Annotated in this window: 24 protein-coding genes; 16 read left to right on the top strand and 8 right to left on the bottom strand. The window is 67.7% G+C overall.

The window, feature by feature from the left end; translation table 11 throughout:
• Genes pelF through QM569_RS11580 form a run of 6 tightly spaced genes read right to left on the bottom strand, consistent with a single transcriptional unit; the run spans position 1 to position 11,166 of the window.
• Positions 1-1,548, bottom strand: coding sequence for a GT4 family glycosyltransferase PelF (gene pelF, locus QM569_RS11605; protein WP_414987385.1), 1,548 nt, complete (start codon positions 1,546-1,548; stop codon positions 1-3).
• Positions 1,545-2,564, bottom strand: coding sequence for a hypothetical protein (locus QM569_RS11600; protein WP_414987384.1), 1,020 nt, complete (start codon positions 2,562-2,564; stop codon positions 1,545-1,547). Before QM569_RS11600 ends, pelF begins: the two co-directional genes overlap by 4 nt.
• Positions 2,557-3,945, bottom strand: coding sequence for a PelD GGDEF domain-containing protein (locus QM569_RS11595; RefSeq protein ID WP_414987383.1), 1,389 nt, complete (start codon positions 3,943-3,945; stop codon positions 2,557-2,559). Before QM569_RS11595 ends, QM569_RS11600 begins: the two co-directional genes overlap by 8 nt.
• 22 nt (positions 3,946-3,967) lie before the next feature.
• Positions 3,968-4,519, bottom strand: a complete 552-nt coding sequence (locus tag QM569_RS11590) for a penicillin-binding protein activator LpoB (RefSeq protein ID WP_414987382.1) — start codon at positions 4,517-4,519, stop codon at positions 3,968-3,970.
• Between the two features lie 22 nt (positions 4,520-4,541).
• The gene (locus QM569_RS11585) at positions 4,542-8,408 is read right to left on the bottom strand and encodes a tetratricopeptide repeat protein (protein ID WP_414987381.1); all 3,867 of its coding nucleotides are present in this window, start codon (positions 8,406-8,408) and stop codon (positions 4,542-4,544) included.
• On the bottom strand, positions 8,368-11,166 hold the full coding sequence (locus QM569_RS11580; RefSeq protein ID WP_414987380.1) for a bifunctional glycoside hydrolase 114/ polysaccharide deacetylase family protein: 2,799 nt from the start codon (positions 11,164-11,166) through the stop codon (positions 8,368-8,370). Before QM569_RS11580 ends, QM569_RS11585 begins: the two co-directional genes overlap by 41 nt.
• A 159-nt stretch (positions 11,167-11,325) precedes the next feature.
• Between QM569_RS11580 and galE the strand changes: the two genes are divergently transcribed.
• The 10 genes from galE to tatC all read left to right on the top strand — a co-directional run bounded on the left by galE (position 11,326) and on the right by tatC (position 17,321).
• Entirely contained in the window at positions 11,326-12,339 is a 1,014-nt protein-coding gene (galE, locus tag QM569_RS11575) for a UDP-glucose 4-epimerase GalE (protein WP_414987379.1), read from the top strand.
• A gap of 39 nt (positions 12,340-12,378) precedes the next feature.
• A complete protein-coding gene (gene hisF / locus QM569_RS11570; protein ID WP_414987378.1) occupies positions 12,379-13,140 on the top strand; it encodes an imidazole glycerol phosphate synthase subunit HisF in 762 nt (253 codons plus the stop codon).
• Positions 13,141-13,202: 62 nt separating this feature from the next.
• Positions 13,203-13,592 (top strand): phosphoribosyl-AMP cyclohydrolase, encoded by a 390-nt coding sequence (hisI, locus tag QM569_RS11565; protein WP_414987377.1) that lies wholly within the window; start codon positions 13,203-13,205, stop codon positions 13,590-13,592.
• 5 nt (positions 13,593-13,597) lie between these two features.
• Positions 13,598-13,963, top strand: coding sequence for a phosphoribosyl-ATP diphosphatase (locus QM569_RS11560; protein ID WP_414987376.1), 366 nt, complete (start codon positions 13,598-13,600; stop codon positions 13,961-13,963).
• Positions 13,960-14,346: a DUF4870 family protein gene (locus QM569_RS11555; RefSeq protein ID WP_414987375.1), complete on the top strand. Its 387-nt coding sequence runs from the start codon at positions 13,960-13,962 to the stop codon at positions 14,344-14,346. The genes QM569_RS11560 and QM569_RS11555 overlap by 4 nt, the downstream gene beginning before the upstream one ends.
• Positions 14,339-15,340 carry a patatin-like phospholipase family protein gene (locus QM569_RS11550; protein ID WP_414987374.1) on the top strand — a complete coding sequence of 334 codons (1,002 nt, stop codon included), beginning with the start codon at positions 14,339-14,341 and terminating at the stop codon, positions 15,338-15,340. Before QM569_RS11555 ends, QM569_RS11550 begins: the two co-directional genes overlap by 8 nt.
• A gap of 21 nt (positions 15,341-15,361) precedes the next feature.
• Positions 15,362-15,718: a histidine triad nucleotide-binding protein gene (locus QM569_RS11545; protein WP_414987444.1), complete on the top strand. Its 357-nt coding sequence runs from the start codon at positions 15,362-15,364 to the stop codon at positions 15,716-15,718.
• A 35-nt stretch (positions 15,719-15,753) separates the two neighbouring features.
• On the top strand, positions 15,754-15,984 hold the full coding sequence (tatA, locus tag QM569_RS11540) for a Sec-independent protein translocase subunit TatA (protein WP_414987373.1): 231 nt from the start codon (positions 15,754-15,756) through the stop codon (positions 15,982-15,984).
• Between the two features lie 10 nt (positions 15,985-15,994).
• Positions 15,995-16,468: a Sec-independent protein translocase protein TatB gene (gene tatB, locus QM569_RS11535; RefSeq protein ID WP_414987372.1), complete on the top strand. Its 474-nt coding sequence runs from the start codon at positions 15,995-15,997 to the stop codon at positions 16,466-16,468.
• 61 nt (positions 16,469-16,529) lie between these two features.
• Positions 16,530-17,321, top strand: a complete 792-nt coding sequence (tatC, locus tag QM569_RS11530) for a twin-arginine translocase subunit TatC (RefSeq protein WP_414987371.1) — start codon at positions 16,530-16,532, stop codon at positions 17,319-17,321.
• A 65-nt stretch (positions 17,322-17,386) separates the two neighbouring features.
• Here the strand turns inward: tatC and QM569_RS11525 are convergent, their stop codons facing one another.
• On the bottom strand, positions 17,387-18,541 hold the full coding sequence (locus QM569_RS11525; RefSeq protein WP_414987370.1) for a S1C family serine protease: 1,155 nt from the start codon (positions 18,539-18,541) through the stop codon (positions 17,387-17,389).
• A 70-nt stretch (positions 18,542-18,611) separates the two neighbouring features.
• Between QM569_RS11525 and QM569_RS11520 the strand changes: the two genes are divergently transcribed.
• The gene (locus tag QM569_RS11520; RefSeq protein WP_414987369.1) at positions 18,612-19,367 is read left to right on the top strand and encodes a Nif3-like dinuclear metal center hexameric protein; all 756 of its coding nucleotides are present in this window, start codon (positions 18,612-18,614) and stop codon (positions 19,365-19,367) included.
• 61 nt (positions 19,368-19,428) lie between these two features.
• Entirely contained in the window at positions 19,429-20,442 is a 1,014-nt protein-coding gene (gene pdxA / locus QM569_RS11515; protein ID WP_414987443.1) for a 4-hydroxythreonine-4-phosphate dehydrogenase PdxA, read from the top strand.
• Here the strand turns inward: pdxA and mscL are convergent.
• A complete protein-coding gene (gene mscL, locus QM569_RS11510; RefSeq protein ID WP_414987368.1) occupies positions 20,432-20,860 on the bottom strand; it encodes a large conductance mechanosensitive channel protein MscL in 429 nt (142 codons plus the stop codon). The two genes, pdxA and mscL, sit on opposite strands and share 11 nt — an antisense overlap.
• 134 nt (positions 20,861-20,994) lie before the next feature.
• Here mscL and petA point away from each other — a divergent pair, with 134 nt between their 5' ends.
• The 4 genes from petA to QM569_RS11490 form a co-directional block, all read left to right on the top strand.
• Positions 20,995-21,594, top strand: a complete 600-nt coding sequence (gene petA, locus QM569_RS11505; RefSeq protein WP_414987367.1) for a ubiquinol-cytochrome c reductase iron-sulfur subunit — start codon at positions 20,995-20,997, stop codon at positions 21,592-21,594.
• 18 nt (positions 21,595-21,612) lie between these two features.
• Entirely contained in the window at positions 21,613-23,028 is a 1,416-nt protein-coding gene (locus QM569_RS11500) for a cytochrome b (protein ID WP_414987366.1), read from the top strand.
• Between the two features lie 20 nt (positions 23,029-23,048).
• The gene (locus QM569_RS11495) at positions 23,049-23,804 is read left to right on the top strand and encodes a cytochrome c1 (RefSeq protein WP_414987442.1); all 756 of its coding nucleotides are present in this window, start codon (positions 23,049-23,051) and stop codon (positions 23,802-23,804) included.
• Positions 23,805-23,904: 100 nt separating this feature from the next.
• The coding region (locus QM569_RS11490; RefSeq protein WP_181244592.1) for a glutathione S-transferase N-terminal domain-containing protein at positions 23,905-24,085 on the top strand (181 nt) is incomplete at its 3' end.

The raw sequence follows: 24,085 nt of genomic DNA, 5'->3' as shown, positions 1-24,085 counted from the left end.
TCAGTGCGCCTCCTGGCCAGGTGCGCGCGCGAAGGCGTCTTCATAGACGCGGCGATAGCGGTCGAACATCATGGTGTCGGTGTAGTAGCGCTCCACGCGCGCGATGCCTGCTTGGCTGGCGGCCTGCCACGCATCCGTGTCCTGCAGCAGCTCCAGCGCGGCGTCTGCCAACTGCTGCGGCTCGGCAATGGGCACCACGCGGCCCGAAGGGCCGAGGGCCCGGTCCTCCTCGCCCAGCCCTTCCACCAGCTGGCGGCACGAGCCCACGTCGGTGGTCACGGTGGGCACGCCTGCGGCGTAGCCCTCCAGCAGCACCAGGGGCAGAGCCTCGCTGATGGATGACAGCACGACAAGGCCGATGCGCGGCATCAGATCCTCCACCTTCTGAAAGCCGAGGAAGCGCACGTGGTTCTCCAGCCCCAGGCTGCGCACGAGGTTCTCGCATTCCTGGGCGTAGGCTGGGTCTTCTTCTGCGGGGCCCGCGATCCACCCCTCGGCGCTCGGCAGTTGGTTCACCACACGGCGCATGGCGCGGATGAAGGTCTTGATGTCCTTGATGGGCACTACGCGGCCAATCAGGCACAGCACGGGAGGTGGCTCGGCCGGACGCTGAGCGCGCAGCGGCGCGAAGCGCTGCAGGGCGATGCCGTTGGGGATGTTGAAGGTGCGTTCGGCCTGCGCGCCGTCGGCGATCTGGCGCTGGCGGTTGGCCTCGTACAGCGCAATGATCGGGTCGGCCGCTGCGTAGCAGTAATGGCCCAGCCACTCGAAGAACCAGACCCACATCTGGCGGAAGTACGACAGCTCGGTCGGATCGCGCTGGAACACGTTGCGGTTGTCGCGTATCCACTCGCTTTTGAACAGGTCGATCTTGCGTTCTTTGGTGTAGATGCCGTGCTCCGACAGGATGAGCGGCGTGCCGCGCGTTTGGTTCAGGATGCCGCCCAGAAAGCCTGCGTAGCCCGTGGACGCGCTGTGTGCCACACGCACCGGGATCAGATTGCGCGCCACGCTCGCCAGCAGCCACAGCGGGCGGTACATGATGCGCACCGTCCAGAAATAGTCCACGAACGACGGGTCCGTGCAATGCCAGCGGTAGCCGTCGCAAATCAGTTCCCAGGCGCGCTCGCTGTACAGGAAGTCATCCAGTTCCAGCGCTCCGCCGGGCTGCATCTCGCGCACCACCTGCTGCAGCAGGGGCAGGGCTTGTTCGACCGGAGCCTTGCGCTCGAACATCCCGAACAGCGACCGCACCAGCTCGAAGGCCGCCGGGTCGCCCCGGCGTCTGGTCGGCAGGCCATCGGCCTGGAGGTGGTCGTAGAGGAAATGCTCCTCGAAATGCACCACGTTGGACGGCAACTTGTAGCGGAAGTTGCTGTAGTCCTCGCGTCGGCTGCCCAGAAAGACGATGGCGAAGCGGTACTCGGGGTAGGCGCGGATGATCTGGTTGATCCAGCTCGATACGCCGCCGCTCACATAAGGGAAGGTGCCTTCGAGTACCAGGGCGATGTCGGCGTCGGCGGCCTTGGGGTGGGCGTCAGGGCTCATTGCGCTATGTCCCAGTAGTCGATCAGGGGGCGCAAGCGGGGCAGTGCATCCCACTGCCCCAGCTCGCGCACCAGGGCCTGAGCTTCGGAGAAATCCCGTCGCTTGAAGGCCAACTCGGCCTGGTAGGGGAGCACGCGCGTGGCGGGCAGGCCCTGGGCGCGGGCACGGGCGTATGCGTCGACCGCTTCTTGCAAGTGGCCCTGCTCATGCAGCAGGCGCCCTCGCCGCAGGGTGAGTTGCGGATGTGCGGGGTGGTGTTGCAACACCAGGTCGCAATACCGCAGCGATTCCCGAATGGCGTGGTCGCGGAGATCGCCTTGCACGAGTTGCTGGTACACCAGTTCCCAGTACAGATCGGAGAGGCGGTGTGCAGCTTCGAGCGTGCGCGGTCCGGGTGTGTGCCCGCCTTCATCGGCTTGGGCTTCGCGCAGTGCCGCCAGCTCTGCGTCTATCGCGCGGTTGACCCGCTTTTCCAGGGAGTCGAGCATGCCGTAGGCCAGCAGGCGCAGATCTTCGCTGGCGTCGCTGAGCACGGCGCGCAGCAGCGGCGAGGCCACGCGGCCCGAGACGAACTGCAGCGCCACCATGGCGCTCATGCGCGCCTGTGCGGGGGCCTGCGGGTTGCTCAGGAATGAGCGCAGGCCCGCTTGGCGAAAATTGCCCTGCATGCGCTGGTGCAGGTCGAATTCGGGCAGTTGCAGCGAGCCGAAATCCTCGGGCCGCACCGGTGTCTGGTAAATGCGCACCACCACGACGGCCAGCAGGATGCTGATGAAGCCCGCCACGGGCACGGCGAAGCTGACCACCGCGGTCAGTGCGATCACGGCCCAGCGCGGGCGCGCGCGCGCCGAGGCCATCAGCGGCAGCACAGCCAATGACAGCAGCACGCTGGCGCCCGCATGGGCGGCCAGGTAGGCGGAGAGGGCAGCGTCAGAATGGCCCTGCAAAAGGGCCTGGCTCGTCCAGGCGCCAATTTCGAGCAACAGCGCGGAGAGGCCGAACTTGATGTTAAGCATGGTGTTCCGCGATGCGCACGATGCGCTGCAGGGCATCCAGCGGTTTGCCGTCATCGAGCACGATCACGTGCGGAAACACGCCCGCCTCGGCCAGCGATTGGCCGGTGCTCTGCTGGCTCCACTGCTCGATGCGCGCGATGTAGCCCTCGGCAGTTGCACGGCTACCCAAGGGCATCAGCAGCGCCAGCACCTGGCGCTCGCCGCCTTCGCACAGCCACGTTTCGTCCAACTCGCGCTTCAGGCGCAGGATCTGTTCGGGCAGGCTGCGCTCAATGCTGCGGGGCAAAAATTCCAGCGCCACGATCACGCTGCCGACCTGGGTGCTACGGTAGACGTGGGCCAGACGCTGGGCTTCGAAGGCGAAGCCGGGAGGGCACTGGGGCAGGGCCTCGATGATGGGAGCGGCCAGCGCCTGGGTGGCCAGGCCATCGGTGTAGTAGCCCAGCAGCAGGTTGATGGTCTGCAGGTTCTCGTCCTGCAGCGAGAAGAAGGGCATCTCGTCCACCACCAGCATGCCGTAGATGTCGCCGCCCAGGTCCAGCAGCGGCGCCGCCACGAGGTACTGGCTGTTCTGCTGGTTGGCCAGAGCCTGACTGATATGGCAGAGCTTGCGGGTTTCCAGTGCTTGCATGACCAGTGGGTCGCTGGCGCGCAGGGCGGGCATGCGACCGGTCTGGGCCAGCGGTGTTTCGTCGATGCCTTCGTCCGTGGCTGGGTACAGTGCCACCGATTCCAGCTGGCAGTACTGGGCCAGCAGCCGCAGCAGCGTGGCCGGGCCTTGCGCGCTGCCGCTGGTGCTTTGCAGACTCGCCAGCGCGTCGCGCATGGACATGGGGCGGCCTATCAGTTCCTGCTCCAGCCGGTCGTGCGACAGACGCAGCAGGTAGTGCTGGCGCACCAGGTGCTCCAGCCGCTGGTCGAGGTAGCCCTGAGTGATTTCGGCGCGGCGTGTGCGAGCACGCCAGAGGCTGGAAAACTCGCCGACCAGCATGACCAGGATCAGTCCGCCCAGGAAGTAAACCTGCGGGAACTGATGCCAGTGCCCCAGATTCACCGCGAGCCAGCCCGCCAGCAGCACGAATGCGCCGCCCAGGCCAGACAGCGGCCCGTAGCGCAATGCAAGGATCACTGGCGCCAGCCACGCCCAGGGGAAGGCGGCGTTGGCCCACAGCGCGTCTTGCGGGTTGACCAGCAGGCCGAGCGCGATGGCAATCACGGGCAGCAGCACCGTCTCGCCCAGCATCACTGCGGGGCGGGTGTCGGCAATGGCCAGCTTGCCGAGCAGCGTGGCGGGCAGGTGCTTGCCGCCGCCCGCAGTGGGCGTGGGTTGTGCAACCGTGCGGCGTGTACCTGTGGCGGTCTGGGGTGGAGGAGGAGACATGGGGGCGGTGGCGGGTAGAGGGTCAGCGCGCGGACGACAGGCCCGTGCCCAGCAGGTCGCGGATCAGCTTCTGGGCTACGGCGGAGAGGGCTTCGCGGCTCCATCCACTCTTGCCACCCGCGCCCGACCACAGCGTGTCGCCCGAGGCCACGTCGATGATGCGCAGAGTGACGCCCGCCGCTGGCTCACCGTCCACGCCGACCTTGTAGCGCCATTCATCGACCGCGCCCGTGAGCGCGTAGCGCACTTGTTGCTCGCGCGCCCAGGCCAGGGCTTCCTGCTGGCGCTTGGCGTCGCCCGCATCGAACAACGCCTCCTGCTGGGCGGCGGGTTGGTAGCGCACCACGCGGCCCACGCCCTGGGCGTGCAGCAGCGCCTCGGCGATGGATTCGGCACGATTGCCCGCGAGCGGGGTCTCGGTGTGGTTGGCGAAGGGCAGCACGGCCCAGGTGGCCTGGCGTTCGAGCGCCGGGGCGCGGCCTCGGTCGGTGGTGGTGCAGGCGGTCAGCAGGGCCAGGGTGGCAGTGGCGGCCAGAAGGGTGCAGCGGCGCAGGAAGTGTGTGGTGGAGCGCATGGCGATGGTCCTCGTGGATGGGTTAAAAGTGCAGGCGATAGGAGACTTCGAGCTCGCGCGACGGGCCGTCCGTCTTGAGTCCCGCCTTCTCGTAGCCCCAGGAAAAGCGCAGGTGATCGGCGCCCAGCACGCTGGTGGCCAGGCCCAGCCGCAGGCCGTAGCCCGCGCCGTAGCGGCTGTGCCAGGTGAGGCTGGCGAGGGCGTAGGGGCGCAGCTTGCGGCTGTACTCCTCCTCGAAGCGCATGTTGGTGGAAGCCTGCAGGCCGTAGAAGTAGAAGCTGTCGGGCAGGAAGTAGTCGATGCCCGGTCCGTCCGACGTGTCGGGCAGGTAGCGGCGATAGCCCTCGTCGCGTGCGGACAGGCGGGACAGGTCGGCGCGGCGGTAGCCGTGGTACGACGCGAAGGCGCCAAACTCCAGCTGTGGCGCGTCCTGCCGGTAGGTGTGGGTGTAGTACGCCATGGCGTGGCGTCCGCTGCCCAGGGCGCCGCCGGTCTGCAACTGGTAGCGCTCGCCCCACAGCGTGATGGTGACGGCGTCCTGGCGCGTAGGCTGGTAGCGCAGGGCGGCGGACACGCGGTCCTTCATGCCCGCGATGCGCAGCGCCAGGCTGTCCTGCGTGGGCAGGTTCAGGCCGAAGGACATGCGCAGTTTCAGCCGGTTGTCGATGCGTTGCTCGTGCTCCACCTCCACCGGGTGGTAGGTGGCGAAGCTCCTGCGCTCGGCCAGGGTGAAGCGGGTTTCGCCGTCGGCATGGCGCCAGTTCAGGCGGGCCTGGGCGGCGGTTTCGTTGGGCGGGTTCGTCACCACGTCGGCGCGGGTGCCATCACGCAGGATGCGGGCGTGGCTCAGATCGACGGACAGGCGCGGGCTGAAGGCGACGTGGGCGGTTTCCTCCAGCGCCCGTTCGTCGAGGCCCGACAGGCGCTGCGCGCGCAACGTGCCGCCCGCGTGGTCACTGAAGGACAGCAGGGTCTCGGTCAATTGCAAGTGCAGGGTCTCGTCGCCATATTGATGTTCCAGCCCCTCGAAGGCGGCGCTTTGCGCCAGACGCACGTCGTCGACGGCGCGGGCTGCGTTGACGCGGTCGTAGCGCGGCAGCCGTTCGTCGAAGGTGTCGAGCAATTGGCCGGTGGCTGCCTTGTCGTCCTCGGCCAGGGCCAGCGTGATGTCGGCCCACAGCGGGCGGTTGGCGCGCAGGCCCTGGGATCGTGCGTACTGGTGCCACAGGAAGCCGCGCTCGGCGTTGTACTCGCCCGCGTCCTGGAGCCACCCGATGGCGGTTTCGGCGGCGGCGTTGGACAGGCTGCCCTGCGCATCGCGGTCCAGGCGCAACAGTTCGCGCAGCACGTCCAGCGCCGGATCGCCGGGGCGCTGCATCAGCGCGAGCCGGGCGCGCGCCAGACGGCGGGCTGTGTCCAGCCCCTCTTCGGTCAGCCAGCGCTGACGTACCTCTGTGGGGGTGGCGGCCCGCATCTGCTGGCGCTGCTGTGCCATCAGGCTGCGCCGCAGCCGCCATGCCTGGTCGGACTGCTGGTTCTGGTCCAGCGCATCCGCGTAATTCATGAGCCACAGGAAGTCGTTCGCATGGCTGCGCACGCGCGGTTTCAGATAGCGGTCGAGAGCGGTCTGGGGCAGCGACAGCGCTTGCCAGGCCGAGGCCAATGTATCGTGCATTCCCTCGTCCTGGCTCCAGCGGGCTTCGTGCTTGGCGAGCAACTGGCGCAGCGACGTGGCATCGTTGCTGTCGATGAACAGCCAGAGCAGGGCGCTGCGCATGTCCGCCGAGTCAGGCGCGAGACGCAGTCCGGCCTCGTACAAGCGGCGGGCGCGCTCACCTTGACCCTGGTTCTGGTAGTACGTGCCGACAAGTCGCAGGTATTCCGGCAGGGCCTGCAGGGCGGCTGCGGCAGGCTGCTGCGCGGCGGTGGGGGATTCGACGCTGCGGATGAGGCGCGTGGCGTCGGCCCAGCGGCTGCGGCTGACATGGAAGGACAGTGCCTCGATGAGGTGTGAGGGGTCGGGCACCCGCTGCCATGCCAGTTCGTTGATGCGCGCGGCTTCGAGCGGATGCTCGTCCTTGAGCAGGCGGATCAGCGCGTCGTAGTCGTCTGCCTCGGCGTGGGGCAGGTCGATGAGCTTGCGGTACGCTTCCACCGCCAGGGCATGGCGCTGGCGGCCTTCGGCGAGATGGCCTGTCGTGCGCCAGTAGTCCTGCGCGTCGGCCTCGGGAATGTCACCACTTCGCGCGGCCTCCAGCCAGGGCAGCCCGAGCTGCGGTTGGCGCAGCGTCATGGCCAGCACGGCGGCCTGCAGCGCACGCCCAGGCGTCAGAGCACCGGGTCGTGCCAACAGGTCGCGCCAATGCCGCAGGGCCCTCTCTGGCTGGCCCGCGCGCTCGCACAGTCGCGCCAGCAGTTCGCGTGCTTCGATGGAGGTGCCATGCTTTTCCAGGTAGTCAATGGCGGGCTGAGGCTCGCCCAGGCGCTCGTAGGCATCGACCAGCTCTCGAACCAGTTCCATGTTCGTGGGGTTGCCACGCAACTGGTAATGCAGGGCTTGCACCAATGCCTGGTCGTCGAACTGCCCGGGCGCTATGCGCAACACGGCCTGCCAGGCGTCGTCGCGCTGTGTCTGGCGGGCGATGTACAGCCAGTGCTCCAGGGCGACGGCCGGACGCGCCGTCCATTCGGACACCTTGGCCAGGCGCTCGCGCCATGCGATGTCCTGCGGGCGCTGCTGCACGGCGGCGCGCGCAACGGCCCAGGCATCGTCCTGCTTGCGGTTTTCCAGGAAGACCTCATAGGCCAGCGTATAGACCTTGTCGTCGAACGGCAGGGTGGGCGCGGGAATGTGCGGGGTTTTGTTTTCCGCCTGCGCGACGGGAACGGCGCGCCAAGCGCCCGGGGCTGCCTGCATGGCGAACTGCGGTGGCAGCAACCAGTGTGCTCCGTCATCAAAGCGGGCCAGCTGCGATGCGGTGCCATCGTTTGCAGGTTGGATCAGCGCGATGCGCAGCAGCATGCGCATGTAGCGGTCGGCCACATCGGGCCGCGCGGCGGCGCGCGCGAGCTGCGTCATGCGCAGCAGCACCTGCGGGTCACTGGCGAGAGGGCCGATCTCGCGATCGCCCAGCGCAAGCGCGTCCGCCGGACGGTTGCCTGATTGCAGGGCGTCCAGCGCGGCCAGGAAGTACGCCTTGGCGCGCTGCGGGTCGGGCGTGGCGCGCCGCGCCATCAGGTACAGGTCGGCGCAGCCCTGGTAGTCCGACACACCCAGCGCGTTGCGTGCAGCCTGCTCGTACAGGCGAGCGGCTTCGTTCGGGTCGGTTTGGTTCTCGGCCAGTTCACGACCGCCTTGTGCCACCAGCGCGCGGTCCTGAAACTGCGCGGCCCACAGCCCCAATTGCACCTGGCGTTCGGTGGGCCAGCTGAACTGACCGAGTGCTCGCAGTTTCTGCCTGAGCACTTCGCGCCGGGGCGCGCGGTGTTCTTCGTCATCGACAGGGATGGCAATGAATTCGGCGTAGTCGATCTCCCAGGTGACCCACGCGCGCTCGCGCACGATCTGCGGATCCTGATTGACCTCCACGGGCTTGAGCGCTTCGCGCGCCTCGGGGTATTCGCCCAGCAGTACGTGCTGGCGTGCCAGCAGCAGGTGCAGTTCGGCGTTGCCGGGGTCGCTGCGCAGCAGGTTGCGCAGGTAGGCCACGGACAGCGCAATGTCGGCGCTGGCGGTGGATGTGGCCAGGCGCCGCTCCAGGTCCTGGCGCGGGTACAGCAGCCACAGACCGCCGCCTACCAGCCCAGCCAGCAGCGCGATCAGCCATGCGGGGGTGAGGACAGGACGCTCAGCGGGCCGGGCATAGGATCTGGATATCGGCAGCAGCATGGGGCAGTCGGTAGGCGCGGGACGGTGTGGCGGAGGCGCGAGAAGGGGTGGCGGGCAGGATACGGCCTTCGGAGCGAACCTGGCAGCCTTCGGCGTTCAGCAGGCTCCACTGCAGCGGCGCATGGCCGCGCAACGAGAAATCCACGCCGGTGCCGTCTGTGCGCGGCGACCAGGCGGCGAGCCGCGCATTGGCTTCGTAGAGCGCGGGGCGCGTGGCGCCAGGCGCCGTGCCGGTGCGCAGCCAGGCGCTGGCGCCGGTCAGGTGTACGTAGGTGCCCTCGGGGGCCTCGTGCCAGCCTGCGACGCCCTGGCTGGCGGCGAGGCTGGGCAGGCCCAGTGCGGTCGGCAGGCGCAGCGTGCGCAGCTCGCCGTCGCCCCGGATGCGCCAGCCGTCGCCTTCGCGGGCAATGGCCATGCTGTGCCAATCGCGCACCTTGCGGATGTACTCCGACGGGAACACCGGGTGCAGCGGCTGCGCGGCAGCCCAGCGGTACACCTTGTGCAGCGAGGTGATGCCCGCCTGCTTGGTGGCGATGTAGGTGTGGTAGTAGATGCCGACCGGCTTGATGCGCCGCGGCGCTTCGGTCATGGCGAAGGTCTGCAGCACGTCCTGGAAGCCGTAGAACGGGCCTTTCCAGAGGTTGGTGTAGATGTTCTCGTTGGTGACGGGTGCATAGACCTGCAGGTAGCCGTTCTTGACGATGCCCAGGGCGCCCACCTTGGTCAGCGTGGGGGCGGTGGCGCGGATGGAGGTGTCGCCGCCGTTCATGTTGAGCAGCCCTGCGCGCTCGGTGATCTCCAGCGCCTGGGCGTTCGGCGCCGTGTCGCCGGACCACAGCAGGATATTGACCCGTTTGTCGGGCGGGGCCAGGCGGTCGTTGATGTACTGGGTGGAGCCCACGATCTCGCGCGTCAGGTCCATGGTATAGCCGGGTACGGGCAGGTTGTCTGCCGCCTCGGACTCGCCGCCGAAGATGCCGTGGCGCACGCTGGTGTCCCAGCGGAAGGGGTGTGAGTAGGTGTGGCTGGCCAGTTCCACGTGGGGCAGCTGGAAGATCTTGCGTGCGATGTCTTCGAGCTGCGGGCTGAGGTCGGGGTGCAGGCCGTGGGGCGCGACCTCGCCTTCGATGACCGATACGGCGTGTGGGATGGTGGGGTACTTTGCGATGATCTGGCGCATCACGTCTGCTGCAAACGGGCTGCCCGGCAGCTCGGCGCGTGAGGGGAAGGCGTCGCCATCGATATGGGTGAACAGCAGCCGACGGCCGTTTTCGGTGGTCACGTCGGGCACGGGCAGCAGGGGCAGGCGCAGGCCGCGCGTGAGCAGCGCGAATGGGTCTGCCACCCAGTTCATGAGGCCGGTGCCAAAGACCTCGGTCATCACGAAGGGATTGATCAGGAAGCCGCCCCAGGGCATGAGCGCGCCGCCGATGAGGGCCCGCTCGCGTTCGTCGCGCAGTTCGACCAGGGGCTCGGCGCTGCCGGGTGCGGGTGGGTTGGTGGCGCTCCAGGTGTAGCGGGGACCGGCCAGTGGCTGGGGCGGGGCCTCGAAGCCCAGCAATGGGCTCTGGCGCGTGATGTGCTGTCGGGACGTGGCCACCGCAGGTTCGATGCCCAGCCGGGTGTAGAGCGACGGCGGCGCGGCATAACCGAAGCTGCCGAGCACCAGCAGGGGGATGCGCTCGTCCAGCCGCGCATTCAGCCAGCGGTTGAATGCCGTCACGTGGGTCTCGGCCATGTAGCCGGTGAACCAGATCACGATGCCTGCGTAGCGGTCCGCCAACACGGAGGGCGGCGCGCCATCGCGAACGTCGGCATAGTCCACCGTGTAGCCCAGGTAGTTCAGCGGCATTTGCAGGAAACGGTGCGCTCCCGTGTAGTTCAGCGCCGGGCTGTCCGTGCCGTCATAGACGACCAGCACCCGGCGCGGCACGGCCTCGATGCTGCCGATGCCGGTGGTCTCCAGCTTCGCGTCCGCCACGTAGGGCGTAAAGCCCAGCGCGGCGATGTCGGCAGCGGTCTGGCGCGTCAGCGCGCGGTCGTGCGGCGGCACGTAGTCGATGGCGAGCACGGGCAGGCCATGCTGGTCGCGGATGGTGCGCAACTGGCCCAGCAGCCATTCGCGGTCTGCGGCGCTCACTTCTTCGTAGCGGCGCGCCTTCGCGTTCCAACTGCGGAACAGCGATTCGGCGGCCACCATGCGGATCTTGTCCTTCACGCGCGGGACGATGTCGAAGCCCCGGTTCTGGATGAGCTGGATGCCCGGAAAGCGCGCGTGCAGCGTCTCGATCACGCGCACCAGGCCGTCCTGCTGCGCGGCCTCGTCGAACTGGGCCGCCAGGCGGTAGGAGTCGAGCGTGTCCAGGAAGAAGCCGCGGTAGCCGCGCTGCCACAGCGGCGCGACCACCTCGGTGGCAAAGAACTCGGGCCAGGCTGCGGGCGTCTGGTCGATCACCTCGGAGTTCCATGCGCCGTTGCGCGCCATCTTCCATTCAGCAGGAATGCGCGCGTAGTACGGGCGCGACGCCTGCACCTCGGCGACCGAGACGTAGGCATACAGCTCGGTGCCCATCGCGCGGGCTTGCTGCGGATCATGGCCGTGGCCGGGCTCGACGACCACGGTGTCGAAGACGCGCAGTTCTGCCAGCGGAGCGGCGCTGCCGTAGTGCAGCGCGATGGCGGGCAGGGCTTGGGCCAGGGCCGCGCTTTGCAGCAGCGTGACCATCGACACAATGGATAGGAAACGCATGAAAGCCATGGAGGAGGCGATGTCGCAAAGCCATGAATTATCCAGTTAACCGATAGAAACGATTGTCAAAGAATCTTTCCGTACGGGCTTGGCAACGATAGCGACTACAGTGGCGTGCTGGCGCCGCCCCTGCCGGGTCGGTCGCTTTTCAGCACAAGGATTCATCCCGTGATACTCGTTACCGGCGGGGCCGGCTTCATCGGCTCCCACACCTGCGTGGCGCTGGCCCAGGCGGGCCAGCCGTTTCTCATCTTCGACAACTTCAGCAACAGCCGCCGCTCGGTGCTCGACCGGCTGGCGCAGATCACCGGCGCTCCCGTGCCCTGTGTGGAGGGGGACGTGCGCGACGAAGCCCTGCTGGCCCGCGTGTTGGCTGACCACGCCATCACGGGCGTGATCCACTTCGCCGCCTTCAAGGCCGTGGGCGAGTCGGTGGCGCAGCCGCTGCGCTACTACGACAACAACGTGGCGGGCACCGTGGCATTGCTGCGCGCCATGCAGGCGGCGGGCGTGCGCACGCTGGTGTTCTCGTCCTCGGCCACGGTGTATGGCGACCCGGCCTCGCTGCCGGTGCGCGAGGACTTTCCCACCAGCGCCACCAACCCCTATGGCTGGTCCAAGCTGATGATGGAGCAGGTGCTGGCCGACGTGGATGCGTCCGAGCCCGGCCAGTGGCGCATCGCCCGGCTGCGCTACTTCAACCCCGTGGGCGCGCACGCGAGCGGCCTGATCGGCGAGGACCCGCAGGACGTGCCCAACAACCTCGCTCCCTACGTGGCCCAGGTGGTGGCGGGCTGGCGCGAGGCCCTGAGCGTCTATGGCAACGACTACCCCACGAGCGACGGCACCGGCGTGCGCGACTACATCCACGTGTGCGACCTGGCCGAGGGCCACGTGGCCGCGCTGCGCTACCTGCGCGCACACCCCGGCCTGCTCACGGTGAACCTGGGCACGGGGCGGCCCGTGTCGGTGCTGGAGATGGTGCGCGGCTTCGAGCGCGCCAGCGGCCGCCCCGTGCCCTACCGCATCGCACCGCGCCGCCCCGGCGACGTGGCCGCGTGCTGGGCCGACCCGTCGCTGGCCGAGCGGCTGCTGGGCTGGCGCGCCAGCCGCGATCTGGACAGCATCTGCACGGACGCCTGGCGCTGGCAGGACGGCGTGGCCCGGAGCCTGCGCGGGTAGCGGCAATTGACGCCGGGCCGCGTGGTATCTTGCGCGCCTATGCTTGCCAAACGAATCATTCCCTGCCTGGACGTGACCGGGGGCCGCGTCGTCAAGGGCGTCAACTTCGTCGAACTGCGCGACGCGGGCGACCCGGTGGAGATCGCCGCGCGCTACAACGCCCAAGGGGCGGACGAACTCACTTTTCTCGACATCACGGCCACCAGCGACGGGCGTGACCTGATCCTGCCCATCATCGAGGCCGTGGCCTCGCAGGTGTTCATTCCCCTCACCGTGGGCGGCGGCGTGCGCACCGTCGAGGACGTGCGCCGCCTGCTCAACGCGGGCGCGGACAAGACCAGCTTCAACTCCGCCGCCATCGCCAACCCCGATGTCATCAACGCCGCCAGCGACAAGTACGGTGCGCAGTGCATCGTCGTCGCCATCGACGCCAAGCGCCGCGAGGACGGCTCCGGCTGGGACGTGTACAGCCACGGCGGTCGCAAGAACACTGGCCTGGACGCCGTGCAGTGGGCCGCCGAGATGGCCCGGCGCGGCGCGGGCGAAATCTTGCTGACCAGCATGGACCGCGACGGCACCAAGGCCGGGTTCGACCTGGGCCTGACCCGCGCCGTGAGCGACGCCGTCGGCGTGCCCGTCATCGCCTCGGGCGGCGTGGGCAACCTCGACCACCTGGCCGACGGCGTGCAGCAGGGCGGCGCCGACGCGGTGCTGGCCGCCAGCATCTTCCACTACGGCGAATACACCGTGGGCCAGGCCAAGCAGCGCATGGCCGAGCGCGGTATTCCCGTGCGTTTATAGCCAAATTGGCCTCTAGCGCTTATCTGGCAAGCGCGAGCAGCTATCAAAATAGTAGTAATCCTATGAACTGGCTCGATCAAGTCAAATGGGACGCGCAAGGGCTGGTGCCCGCCATCGCGCAGGAGCAGGCCACGGGCGACGTGCTGATGTTCGCCTGGATGGACCGCGAGGCGCTCGCCAAGACGGCCGAACTGGGCCGCGCCGTCTATTACAGCCGCTCGCGCGGCAAGCTGTGGTTCAAGGGCGAGGAGTCGGGCCACGTGCAGACGGTGCACGAGATCCGCCTGGACTGCGACAACGACGTGGTGCTGCTCAAGGTGACGCAGCAGGGCCACGAGCCCGGCATCGCCTGCCACACGGGCCGCCATAGCTGCTTTTTCAGTGTGCTCAAGGATGGTGCATGGCAGGCCGTCGATCCGGTCTTGAAAGACCCCGAAACCATCTACAAATAAGCCCCATGAATTCCAACGACTCCCTGGCGCGCCTGGCCGCCGTCATCGAAAGCCGCAAGGCAGGCGACCCCGAGAAAAGCTACGTGGCCCGCTTGTTGCATAAGGGCCCGGACGCTTTCCTCAAGAAAATTGGCGAGGAGGCGACCGAGGTCGTCATGGCGGCCAAGGACGTGGACCACGGCGCCGACAAGGCCAAGCTGCTGTACGAGGTGGCCGACCTGTGGTTCCACTCCATGGTCGCGCTGGCCCACTACGGCCTCGCGCCCGCCGACGTGATCGCCGAGCTGGAGCGCCGCGAGGGCACCAGCGGCATCGAGGAGAAAGCCTTGCGCAAGGCCGTTGCGCGCGCTACCGAGGAGGGCTCGCCGTGAGCGACATCATCGACATTCAGACCCACGAACAAAAGGCCGAGGACCTCAAGGCCGTCGGCTGGGTCAGCTACATCCTGCACCTGATCGTCGCCGTGGGCGCGGTCATCCCGGGCGCGCAGCCCGGCGCGGCGCTGCTGGTCATCGCGCTGGTCATCGACCTCGTGAAGAAGGGCGAGGCCGAGGGCACCTGGCAGGCCAGCCATTTCTCGTGGCGCATCCGCACCGTGGTCTGGGCGGGCGTGCTGTACGTGGTGACGGCGCCGCTGTGGCTGCTGTTCTTCGCGCCCGGCTGGATCGCCTGGGGGCTGATCTCCATCTGGTTCCTGTACCGCATCGTGCGCGGCATGGTCGCCATGAACAAGAGCCAGGCGCTGGATGCCTGAGACCCCGCCGCGCCTGAGCCTGGCCCTGCAGGGCGGCGGCTCGCACGGCGCGCTGACCTGGGGCGTGCTGGACGCGCTGCTCGAAGACGGCCGCTGGCGCCTGGACGGCGTGAGCGGCACCAGCGCGGGCGCCATGAACGCCGTGGCGCTGGCCCACGGCTTCGCCCAGGCCGCCCAGGAGCACAAGGACCCGCGCGACGCGCACCAGGCCGGTTGCGCCCGGGCGCGCGAGACGCTCACCCGCCTGTGGGAAGGCGTGGGCACGCTGGGCAACCTGGCCTGGGGGTCGGCCAACCCGGTCATGGGCATGGTGTCGCAGTGGTTCTCGCCCTACCAGACCAATCCGCTGGGCATCAACCCGCTGCGCCGACTGCTGGAGCGCGAGGTGGACTTCAGCCTGCTGGGCAGCGCCGAGCCAAGGGTTTTTGTGTGCGCCACCAACGTGCGCACCGGGCGCGGCGAGATCTTCAGCGGCCCGCGCCTGAGCGCCGACGCCGTGATGGCGTCCGCCTGCCTGCCGCTGATGTTCCAGGCGGTCGAGATCGACGGCCAGCACTACTGGGACGGCGGCTACTCGGCCAACCCCGCCCTGTACCCGCTGATCTACCAGGCCCAGGCCAGCGACATCCTGCTCGTGCAGATCAACCCCATCGAGCATCTGGACCTGCCCCAGTCCGGCCCTGAGATCGTCGAGCGCATGAACGAGATCACCTTCAACGCCAGCCTGCTGGCCGAGCTGCGCGCCATCGAGTTCGTGCGCCGCCTGCTGGCCGAGGGCAAGCTGGACCCGCGCCGCTACAAGAGCGTGCGCATGCACCGCATCGACGGCGGCGCGGTGCTCGCGCCCTTCGGTGCGGACAGCAAGGCGCGCGCGGACCTGGCCTTCGTGCGCAAGCTGTTCGCGCTGGGCCGCGCGGCGGGCCAGGAATGGCTGGCCGCGCACGCCCGGGACGTGGGCGTTCGCCCCAGCATCCAGATCGCCGACAATGCCTGAAACGCCTTGAAACCACCCACCATGCACGACCCGAACTGCCTTTTCTGCAAGATCGTCGCGGGCCAGATCCCGTCCCGCAAAGTCCACGAGGACGACGAAATCCTGGCTTTCCACGACATCCACCCCTGGGCGCCGGTGCATTTCTTGATGATCCCCAAGCGCCATGTCCCTTCCATGGCCCAGGTCACTGCGCAGGACGCGCCGCTGCTCGGGCGCATGATGGCGCTGGCACCGCAACTGGCGCTGGCGCAGGGCTGCAACCCGTACCCGGACGGGGGGTTTCGCATCGTGACGAACACCGGCGCGGAAGGCGGGCAGGAGATCCACCACCTGCACATCCACGTCATGGGCGGCCCGCGCCCGTGGCTCAAGGGCTGACGCCTTAAAATCACCGCATTCATCAGGAGAAATTCATGGGTTCCTTTTCCATCTGGCACTGGCTGATCGTGCTGCTGATCGTCGTCATGGTGTTCGGCACCAAGAAGCTCAAGAACATGGGCTCCGATCTGGGCAGTGCGGTCAAGGGCTTCAAGGACGGCATGAAGGACGGCGCGGCCGATGCGCCGCCCGCAGGCCAGGTCGCCAACGGCAGCCAGGCCGCCGACAAGACCACCATCGACGTGGAAGCCAAGCAAAAGAGCTGATCGCCACGCCATGATCGACATCGGCCTGTCCAAGATGGCGATGATCGGCGCGGTGGCGCTGATCGTCATCGGCCCCGAGAAGCTGCCGCGCGTGGCACGCACCGTCGGCACGCTGCTGGGCAAGGCCCAGCGCTACGTCGCCGACGTGAAGGCCGAGGTCAACCGCTCCATGGAGCTGGACGAGCTCAAGAAGATGAAGGACTCGGTGGAGAGCGCCGCGCGCGACGTGCAGAACTCCATCCAGACCAGCGCCAGCGCGTTCGAGAAGGACTGGGCCGCCGCCACCGACTTCAGCGGCTCTGCCGATGCCGATCCGCAGGAGCCCCAGGCCGCCGTGGTGCCCGCCTACAAGCACCCCGGCAAGAACTGGCGCGTGAAGCGCGGCGCCGTGCCCCAGTGGTACAAGGCCAAAAGCGGCGTGCGCACCAAGGCGCTGTCCGGCGCGGCCCGCGTGGCCCGCTACCGTCCGCAGAAATTCCATTGACGCCGCCGCGCGCCGCCACAGCCTGCGGCGCTCGTGACCCGCGCGGCGCGCACCCCCCCACATGTCTGAAAACCACACCCCCGAAGACGAACTGGCTGGCACCGAACAGCCCTTCGTGCAGCACCTCATGGAGCTGCGCGACCGGCTCATCAAGGCCCTGATCGCCGTCGGCATCGCGGCGGCCATCCTGTTCTTCTTTCCCGGCCCTGGCGCGCTGTACGACTTTCTGGCGGCGCCGCTGGTAGCGCACCTGCCTGCGGGCGCCACGCTGATCGCCACCTCGGTCATCTCGCCGTTCATGGTGCCGCTCAAGATTCTGCTGATGGCGGCCTTTTTGCTGGCGCTGCCCTTCGTGCTGTGGCAGGTGTGGGCCTTTGTGGCGCCGGGCCTGTATTCGCACGAGAAGAAGCTGGTGCTGCCGCTGGTCATCTCCAGCACGCTGCTGTTCTTCGTGGGCGTGGCGTTCTGCTACTTTCTGGTGTTCGGCCAGGTGTTCGCGTTCATCCAGAGCTTTGCGCCCAAGAGCATCACTGCCGCGCCGGACATCGAGGCGTACCTGGGCTTCGTGCTGTCCATGTTCCTGGCCTTCGGGCTGGCGTTCGAGGTGCCCATCGCCGTGGTCGTGCTGGCCCGCATGGGCATCGTGAGCGTCGAGAAGCTGCGCCAGTTCCGCGGCTACTTCATCGTGCTGGCCTTCGTGGTCGCCGCCGTCGTCACGCCGCCCGACGTGGTCTCGCAGCTGTCGCTGGCCGTTCCCATGTGCCTGCTCTACGAGGTAGGCATCTGGGCCGCGCAGCTGTTCATCAAGCACACCCAGGCGCCTGCCGAAGAAGAAGCCGAGAAATCTGCATAGCCAAAATGGCCGCCAGCGCTTGATGGACAAGCGCTGGCAGCTATCATTTTGGTAGTATTCGAGGCTTACCTGCGCACGTTGCGCTGGGGCCGTGGCCGCACGCCGGGGCTGATGCCCAGCTCCACCACCTTGTCGCCGCGCTGCACCTGGAAGGGCGCGCTCACGCCGGGCTTGAGCGCCGCCACGGCGGTCAGCAGTTCGGGCACGGTGCCCACCTTCTTCCCGTCCACCTGCACGATCACGTCGCCGGGCCGCATGCCCGCCTGGGCGGCGGGGCCGTCCTGCAGCACGCCGGTGATGATGACGCCCTCGGTCGCCTTCACGCCGAAGGTCTCGGCCAGCTCGGGCGAGAGTTCGTTGGGCTCCACGCCGATCCAGCCGCGCGTCACCTGACCGTCCTTCACGATGCCGTCCAGCACCAGCCGCGCGGTCGAGACAGGAATGGCAAAGCCAATCCCCATGCTGCCGCCCGAGCGCGAGTAGATGGCGGTGTTGATGCCCATGAGGTTGCCGTTCACGTCCACCAGCGCGCCGCCCGAGTTGCCGGGGTTGATGGCCGCGTCGGTCTGGATGAAGTTCTCGAAGGTGTTGATGCCCAGCTGCGTGCGGCCCAGCGCGCTCACGATGCCGCTGGTCACCGTCTGCCCCACGCCGAAGGGGTTGCCAATCGCCAGCACCTGGTCGCCCACGGCGAGCTGGTCGGAATTGCCCAGCACGATCACGGGCAGCTTGTCCAGCTCGATCTTGAGCACGGCCAGGTCCGTGTCGGGGTCGGTGCCGATCACCTGGGCACGCGCGTGGCGGCTGTCGGTGAGGGTGACCTCGATCTCGTCGGCGCCTTCCACCACGTGGTTGTTGGTCAGGATGTAGCCGTCGGTGCTCAGGATCACGCCGCTGCCCAGCCCGGACTGGGCCTGGTCCGCCTGGTCGCCAAAGAAGAACTGGAACCACGGGTCGTTGCTGCGCGGGTGGCGCACCGTCTTGCTGGTGTTGATGCTCACCACCGCAGGCGCCGCCTTGCGCGCCGCCGCGCTGAAGCTGCCCGCCGCCGGCTGCCCCTGCTGGCCGGGCTGCGGGGCGGGCGCCTCGATCAGCGAAATGCCCGCGCCCGAGCGCGTGGCGCCCCGGCCCAGCCAACCGGGCTGCAAGGTGGCGACGACGAAATAGCCTGCGACGAACACGGTCACGGCCTGGGAGAACAGCAGCCAGATGCGCTTCATGGAGATTCGGATGGGGGATGTGATGGGCTATCTTATCTAGGGGCGGGAAGGCGGCGCGACAATACCCCGCATGAGCAGCATTTCCCGCACCGAGCTTTTGCAGGCGTTCGACCGCCTGCTGCAACCCGAGCGCTTCAAGGACTACGGCCCCAACGGCCTGCAGGTCGAGGGCAGGCCCGAAATCACGCGCATCGTGAGCGGTGTCACCGCCAGCCGGGCGCTGATCGACGCGGCGATTGCGGCCCGGGCAGACGCGATCTTCGTCCACCACGGCCTGTTCTGGCGCGGGCAGGACGGGCGCGTCACCGGCTGGATGAAGCAGCGCCTGCAGCGGCTGCTGGCGCACGACATCAACCTGTTCGCCTACCACCTGCCGCTGGACGCGCACCCCGAGCTGGGCAACAACGCCCAACTGGGCCGCGTGCTGGGGCTGCAGGCCGATGCGCGCTTTGGCGAGCAGGATGTGGGCTTTGCCGCGCCCGCCAGCTTTGCCAGCGGCCAGGCGCTGGCCGACCACGTGGCCGCCGCCCTGGGCCGCGCCGTCACGCTGGCGCAGCCTGACGAGGCGCGGCCCATCCGCCGCGTGGCCTGGTGTACGGGCGGCGCGCAGGGCTACTTCGAGTCGGCCATCGCCGCCGGGGCCGACGCCTTCATCACCGGCGAGATTTCCGAACCCCAGGCCCACCTGGCGCGCGAGACGGGTACGGTCTTCATCGCGGCGGGCCACCACGCCACCGAGCGCTACGGTGCGCCCGCCGTAGCGGCGCATGTGGCACAGCAGCTCGGGCTGGCGCACGAGTTCATCGAGATCGACAACCCCGCGTGAACTACTGTTTTGATAGCTGCTCGTGCTTGCTGGATAAGCGCTAGAGGCCGATTTGACCCATATTTCACTGCTGGCCATCACCCAGGGCGACCCTGCGGGCGTCGGCCCCGAGATCGTCGCCAAGGCGTTCCGCGACGCGCCGGATGACCTGCGCGGCAGCTTCGTGGCGGGCGACGTGGCGACCCTGCGGCGCGCCGCCCAGGCCATCGCGCGGCCTGGAGTGCCCAGCCTGCCCGTGGCACAGATCACCACGCCCGCCGCCGCGCTGGACGCACCGCCGCGCTGCGTACCTGTGCTGCAACTGCCCGGCATCCCCGGCCCGCAGCCCTGGGGCCGCGTCAACGCCGAGGCCGGGCGCGCGGCGGCGCACAGCGTGGTATGGGCCGCGCGGGCGGCGCTCGCGGGCGAGGTGGCGGGGCTGGTCACCGCACCGCTGCACAAGGAGGCGCTGGCGGCGGCGGGCGTGGACTACCCCGGCCACACCGAGCTGCTGCAGGCCGAGGCGGCGGCCCACGCGGGCGTGCCGCTGGCGGAGATGCCCGTGCGCATGATGCTGGCGAACGACGAACTGCGCACGGTGCTGGTCAGCATCCACGTATCGCTGCGTGCCGCCATCGAGGCCGTCACGCAAACGAATGTGCTGCAGACTTTGCGCATCACCCACGCCGCGCTGTCCCGCAGCCTGGGACGGAGGCCGCGCATCGCCGTGGCGGGGCTGAATCCGCACGCGGGCGAGGGCGGTTTGTTCGGGCGTGAGGAAGTCGAGCACATCGCCCCCGCCATCGCGCAGGCGCGCGCGGAGGGCATCTATGCGGACGGCCCGCACCCGCCCGACACGGTGTTCATGCGCGCCCGCGCGGGCGCCTTTGACGTGGTGGTGGCCATGTACCACGACCAGGGCCTGATCCCCGTGAAGTACCTCGGGGTGGACAAGGGCGTGAACGTGACGCTGGGCCTGCCCCTGGTGCGCACCAGCCCCGACCACGGCACGGCGTTCGACATCGCGGGGCAGGGCTTGGCCGATGCGGACAGCCTCATCGAGGCCGTCCGGATGGCCCGCAAACTCAGCGCTTGAGGCTGTCGCGGATCTCGCGCAGCAGTTGCACGTCTTCCGGGGTCTCTGCGGGGGCCTCGGGCTCGGCGGGCGCCTCGCGCTTCAAGCGGTTGATCTGCTGGATCATGATGAAGATGATGAACGCCAGGATGAAGAAGTTGACGGCCACCGTGATGAAGCTGCCATAGGCGAACACCGGCACCCCGGCCTTGCGCAGCGCGTCCAGCGTGTGCGCCGTGCCCTCGGGCACCTGGCCCAGCACCAGGAACAGGTTGGAAAAGTCGAGCTTGCCGAACACCATGCCCACCACCGGCATGATGAGGTCGGACACCACCGAGTCCACGATCTTGCCAAAGGCCCCGCCGATGATCACCCCGACCGCGAGGTCGATCACGTTGCCCTTGACGGCGAACTCTTTGAACTCCTGCAGCATTCCCATGTTGCGCTCCTTTGCTGAATGGCGATGCCGGATTATTGCTCCCCGCCAAGGCGGTCGGGCGCGACGTGAATACCCATTTTCACTCCGCTACAATTCGCGGTTGACCCCAATAGCGATGTAAATCGAGGATCCCCATGAGTGACACTCCAATCGACTCCAGCAAGCGGACGTGGATCATCACGTCGGCATGCGCTGGTGCGGTGGGCGGCGTGGCAACTGCCGTACCTTTCGTGAGCACCTTCCAGCCCTCCGAGCGCGCCAAGGCCGCCGGGGCGGCGGTCGAGGTGGACATCTCCGCCCTGAAGCCCGGAGAGAAGCTCACCGTGGAGTGGCGCGGCAAGCCCGTCTGGATCATCAAACGCACGCCCGAGCAGCTCGCCGAGCTGCCCAAGCTCGACGGCCAACTGGCCGACCCCAAGTCCGAGCGCAAGCCGTCCGAGCTGACACCCGAATACGCCCGCAACGAGGCGCGCTCCATCAAGCCCGAGATCTTCGTCGGCGTGGGCATCTGTTCGCACCTGGGCTGCTCGCCGTCCGACAAGTTCCAGCCCGGCGCCCAGCCCTCGCTGCCCGACGACTGGAAGGGCGGCTTCCTGTGCCCCTGCCACGGCTCCACCTTTGACATGGCGGGCCGAGTGTTCAAGAACAAGCCTGCTCCCGACAACCTCGAAGTGCCTCCGCACATGTACCTGTCCGACACGCGCCTGCTGATCGGCGAGGACAAGAAGGCTTGACCGAGGACGGAGAACGACATGGCCCACGAATTCAAAGACATCTCCCCCAACGCCCCGATCAGCGCCAAGGTCACGAACTGGTTCGAGAACCGGTTCCCCACCGCCTTCGACGCCTACAAGGTTCACATGTCGGAGTACTACGCTCCGAAGAACTTCAACTTCTGGTACATCTTCGGCTCGCTGGCCCTGGTGGTGCTGGTCATCCAGATCGTGACCGGCATCTTCCTGGTCATGCATTACAAGCCCGACGCCAACCTCGCGTTCGCCTCGGTCGAGTACATCATGCGCGACGTGCCCTGGGGCTGGCTGATCCGCTACATGCACTCCACCGGCGCATCCGCGTTCTTCGTGGTGGTCTATCTGCACATGTTCCGTGGCCTCATCTACGGCAGCTACCGCAAGCCGCGCGAGCTGGTCTGGATCTTCGGCTGCGCCATCTTCCTGTGCCTGATGGCCGAAGCCTTCATGGGCTACCTGCTGCCCTGGGGCCAGATGTCGTACTGGGGCGCCCAGGTGATCGTGAACCTGTTCGCCGCCATTCCCTTCATCGGCCCCGACCTGGCCCTGCTGATCCGCGGCGACTACGTGGTGGGCGACGCCACGCTGAACCGCTTCTTCAGCTTCCACGTCATCGCCGTGCCCCTGGTTCTGCTGGGCCTGGTGGTGGCGCACTTGCTGGCGCTGCACGACGTGGGCTCCAACAACCCCGACGGCGTGGAAATCAAGGGCCCCAACGCGCCCAAGGACGCCAACGGCAAGCCGCTGGACGGCGTGCCCTTCCACCCCTACTACACGGTGCATGACATCTTCGCGCTGAGCATGTTCCTGATGGCGTTCACCGCAGTCGTGTTCTTCGCGCCCGAGTTCGGCGGCTATTTCTTGGAGTACAACAACTTCATCCCGGCCGATCCGCTCAAGACCCCCGCGCACATCGCGCCCGTGTGGTACTTCACGCCGTTCTATTCCATGCTGCGTGCCATCACCACCGAGATGATGTACGTGCTGGTGCTGTGCGTGGTGGCGGGCGCGGGCTTCGGTGTGCTCAAGGCCCGGCTGCCCAGCTTCGTCAAGGCGGGCATCGCCGTTGCGGCGGTGGTGGTCATCGCCATGATGCTGTCGATCGACGCCAAGTTCTGGGGCGTGGTCGTCATGGGCGGCGCGGTCATCATTCTGTTCTTCCTGCCCTGGCTGGACGCCAGCCCCGTCAAGTCCATCCGCTACCGCCCCGACTGGCACAAGTACCTGTACGGCATCTTCGTGATCGTCTTCCTGATCCTGGGCTACCTGGGCGTGCAGCCGCCGTCCCCCATCGGCGAGCGGGTGTCGCAAGCGGGTACGCTGTTCTACTTCGGTTTCTTCCTGCTGATGCCGTGGTGGAGCCGCATCGGCGAAACCAAGCCCGTGCCCGACCGCGTGACCTTTGCCGCGCACTGAGCCTGGAGACAACAACAATGATGAAAAAACTCATCCTCACGCTGGTCACCGCCGTCGGTATCGTGTCGGGCGCGCAGGCTTCCGAAGGCGGCATCGCCTGGGACAAGGCGCCCAACAAGACCAACGACCTGGCCTCGCTGCAAAACGGCGCCAAGGTGTTCGTCAACTACTGCCTGAGCTGCCACTCGGCCGCGTTCATGCGCTTCAACCGCCTGCGCGACATCGGTCTGACCGAGCAGCAGATCAAGGACAACCTGCTGTTCACCACCGACAAGGTCGGCGAGACCATGAAGGCCGCCATCGACCCCAAGCAGGCCAAGGAATGGTTCGGCGCCAACCCGCCCGACCTGACGGTGATCGCCCGTTCGCGCGCCGGCCACGGCGGCACGGGCGCTGACTACCTCTACACCTTCCTGCGCACCTTCTACCGCGACGAGACCAAGGCCACCGGCTGGAACAACCTGGCCTTCCCCAGCGTGGGCATGCCCCATGCGCTGTGGGAGCTGCAAGGCGACCGCCGCCCCGTGTTCGAGGAGCATGAAAGCCACGGCCACAAGACCGAGGTGTTCAAGGGCTGGGAACAGGTCAAGCCTGGCACCATGACGCCGCTGCAATACGACCAGACCGTGGGCGACCTGGTGAACTATCTGCAATGGATGGGCGAGCCCGCGCAGAACACCCGCACCCGTGTGGGTGTGTGGGTGCTGATTTTCCTGGGCTTTTTCACCGTCATTGCCTGGAGGCTCAACGCTGCCTTCTGGAAAGACGTGAAATAACCCTTTGCCAGCCAGCGCCCCTGTAAGGGGCGCAGCCAGACATTTTGTGGAGTGGGCGCTTTCGGCGTCCCACTCTTTTGATTTTTAGGAGCCTCCCGCCATGATGGTGCTTTACTCGGGTACGACCTGTCCCTTCTCCCACCGCTGCCGTTTCGTCCTGTTCGAGAAGGGCATGGACTTCGAGATCCGCGATGTGGACCTGTACAACAAGCCCGAAGACATCAGCGTGATGAACCCCTACGGCCAGGTGCCCATCCTGGTCGAGCGCGACCTGATCCTGT

Source organism: Acidovorax sp. (genome assembly GCF_047607405.1).
In the GTDB taxonomy this organism is placed as follows: Bacteria; Pseudomonadota; Gammaproteobacteria; order Burkholderiales; family Burkholderiaceae_C; genus Acidovorax.
Note: the sequence above shows the minus strand (reverse complement) of the source record. Positions and strands in the feature narration are given on the sequence as shown.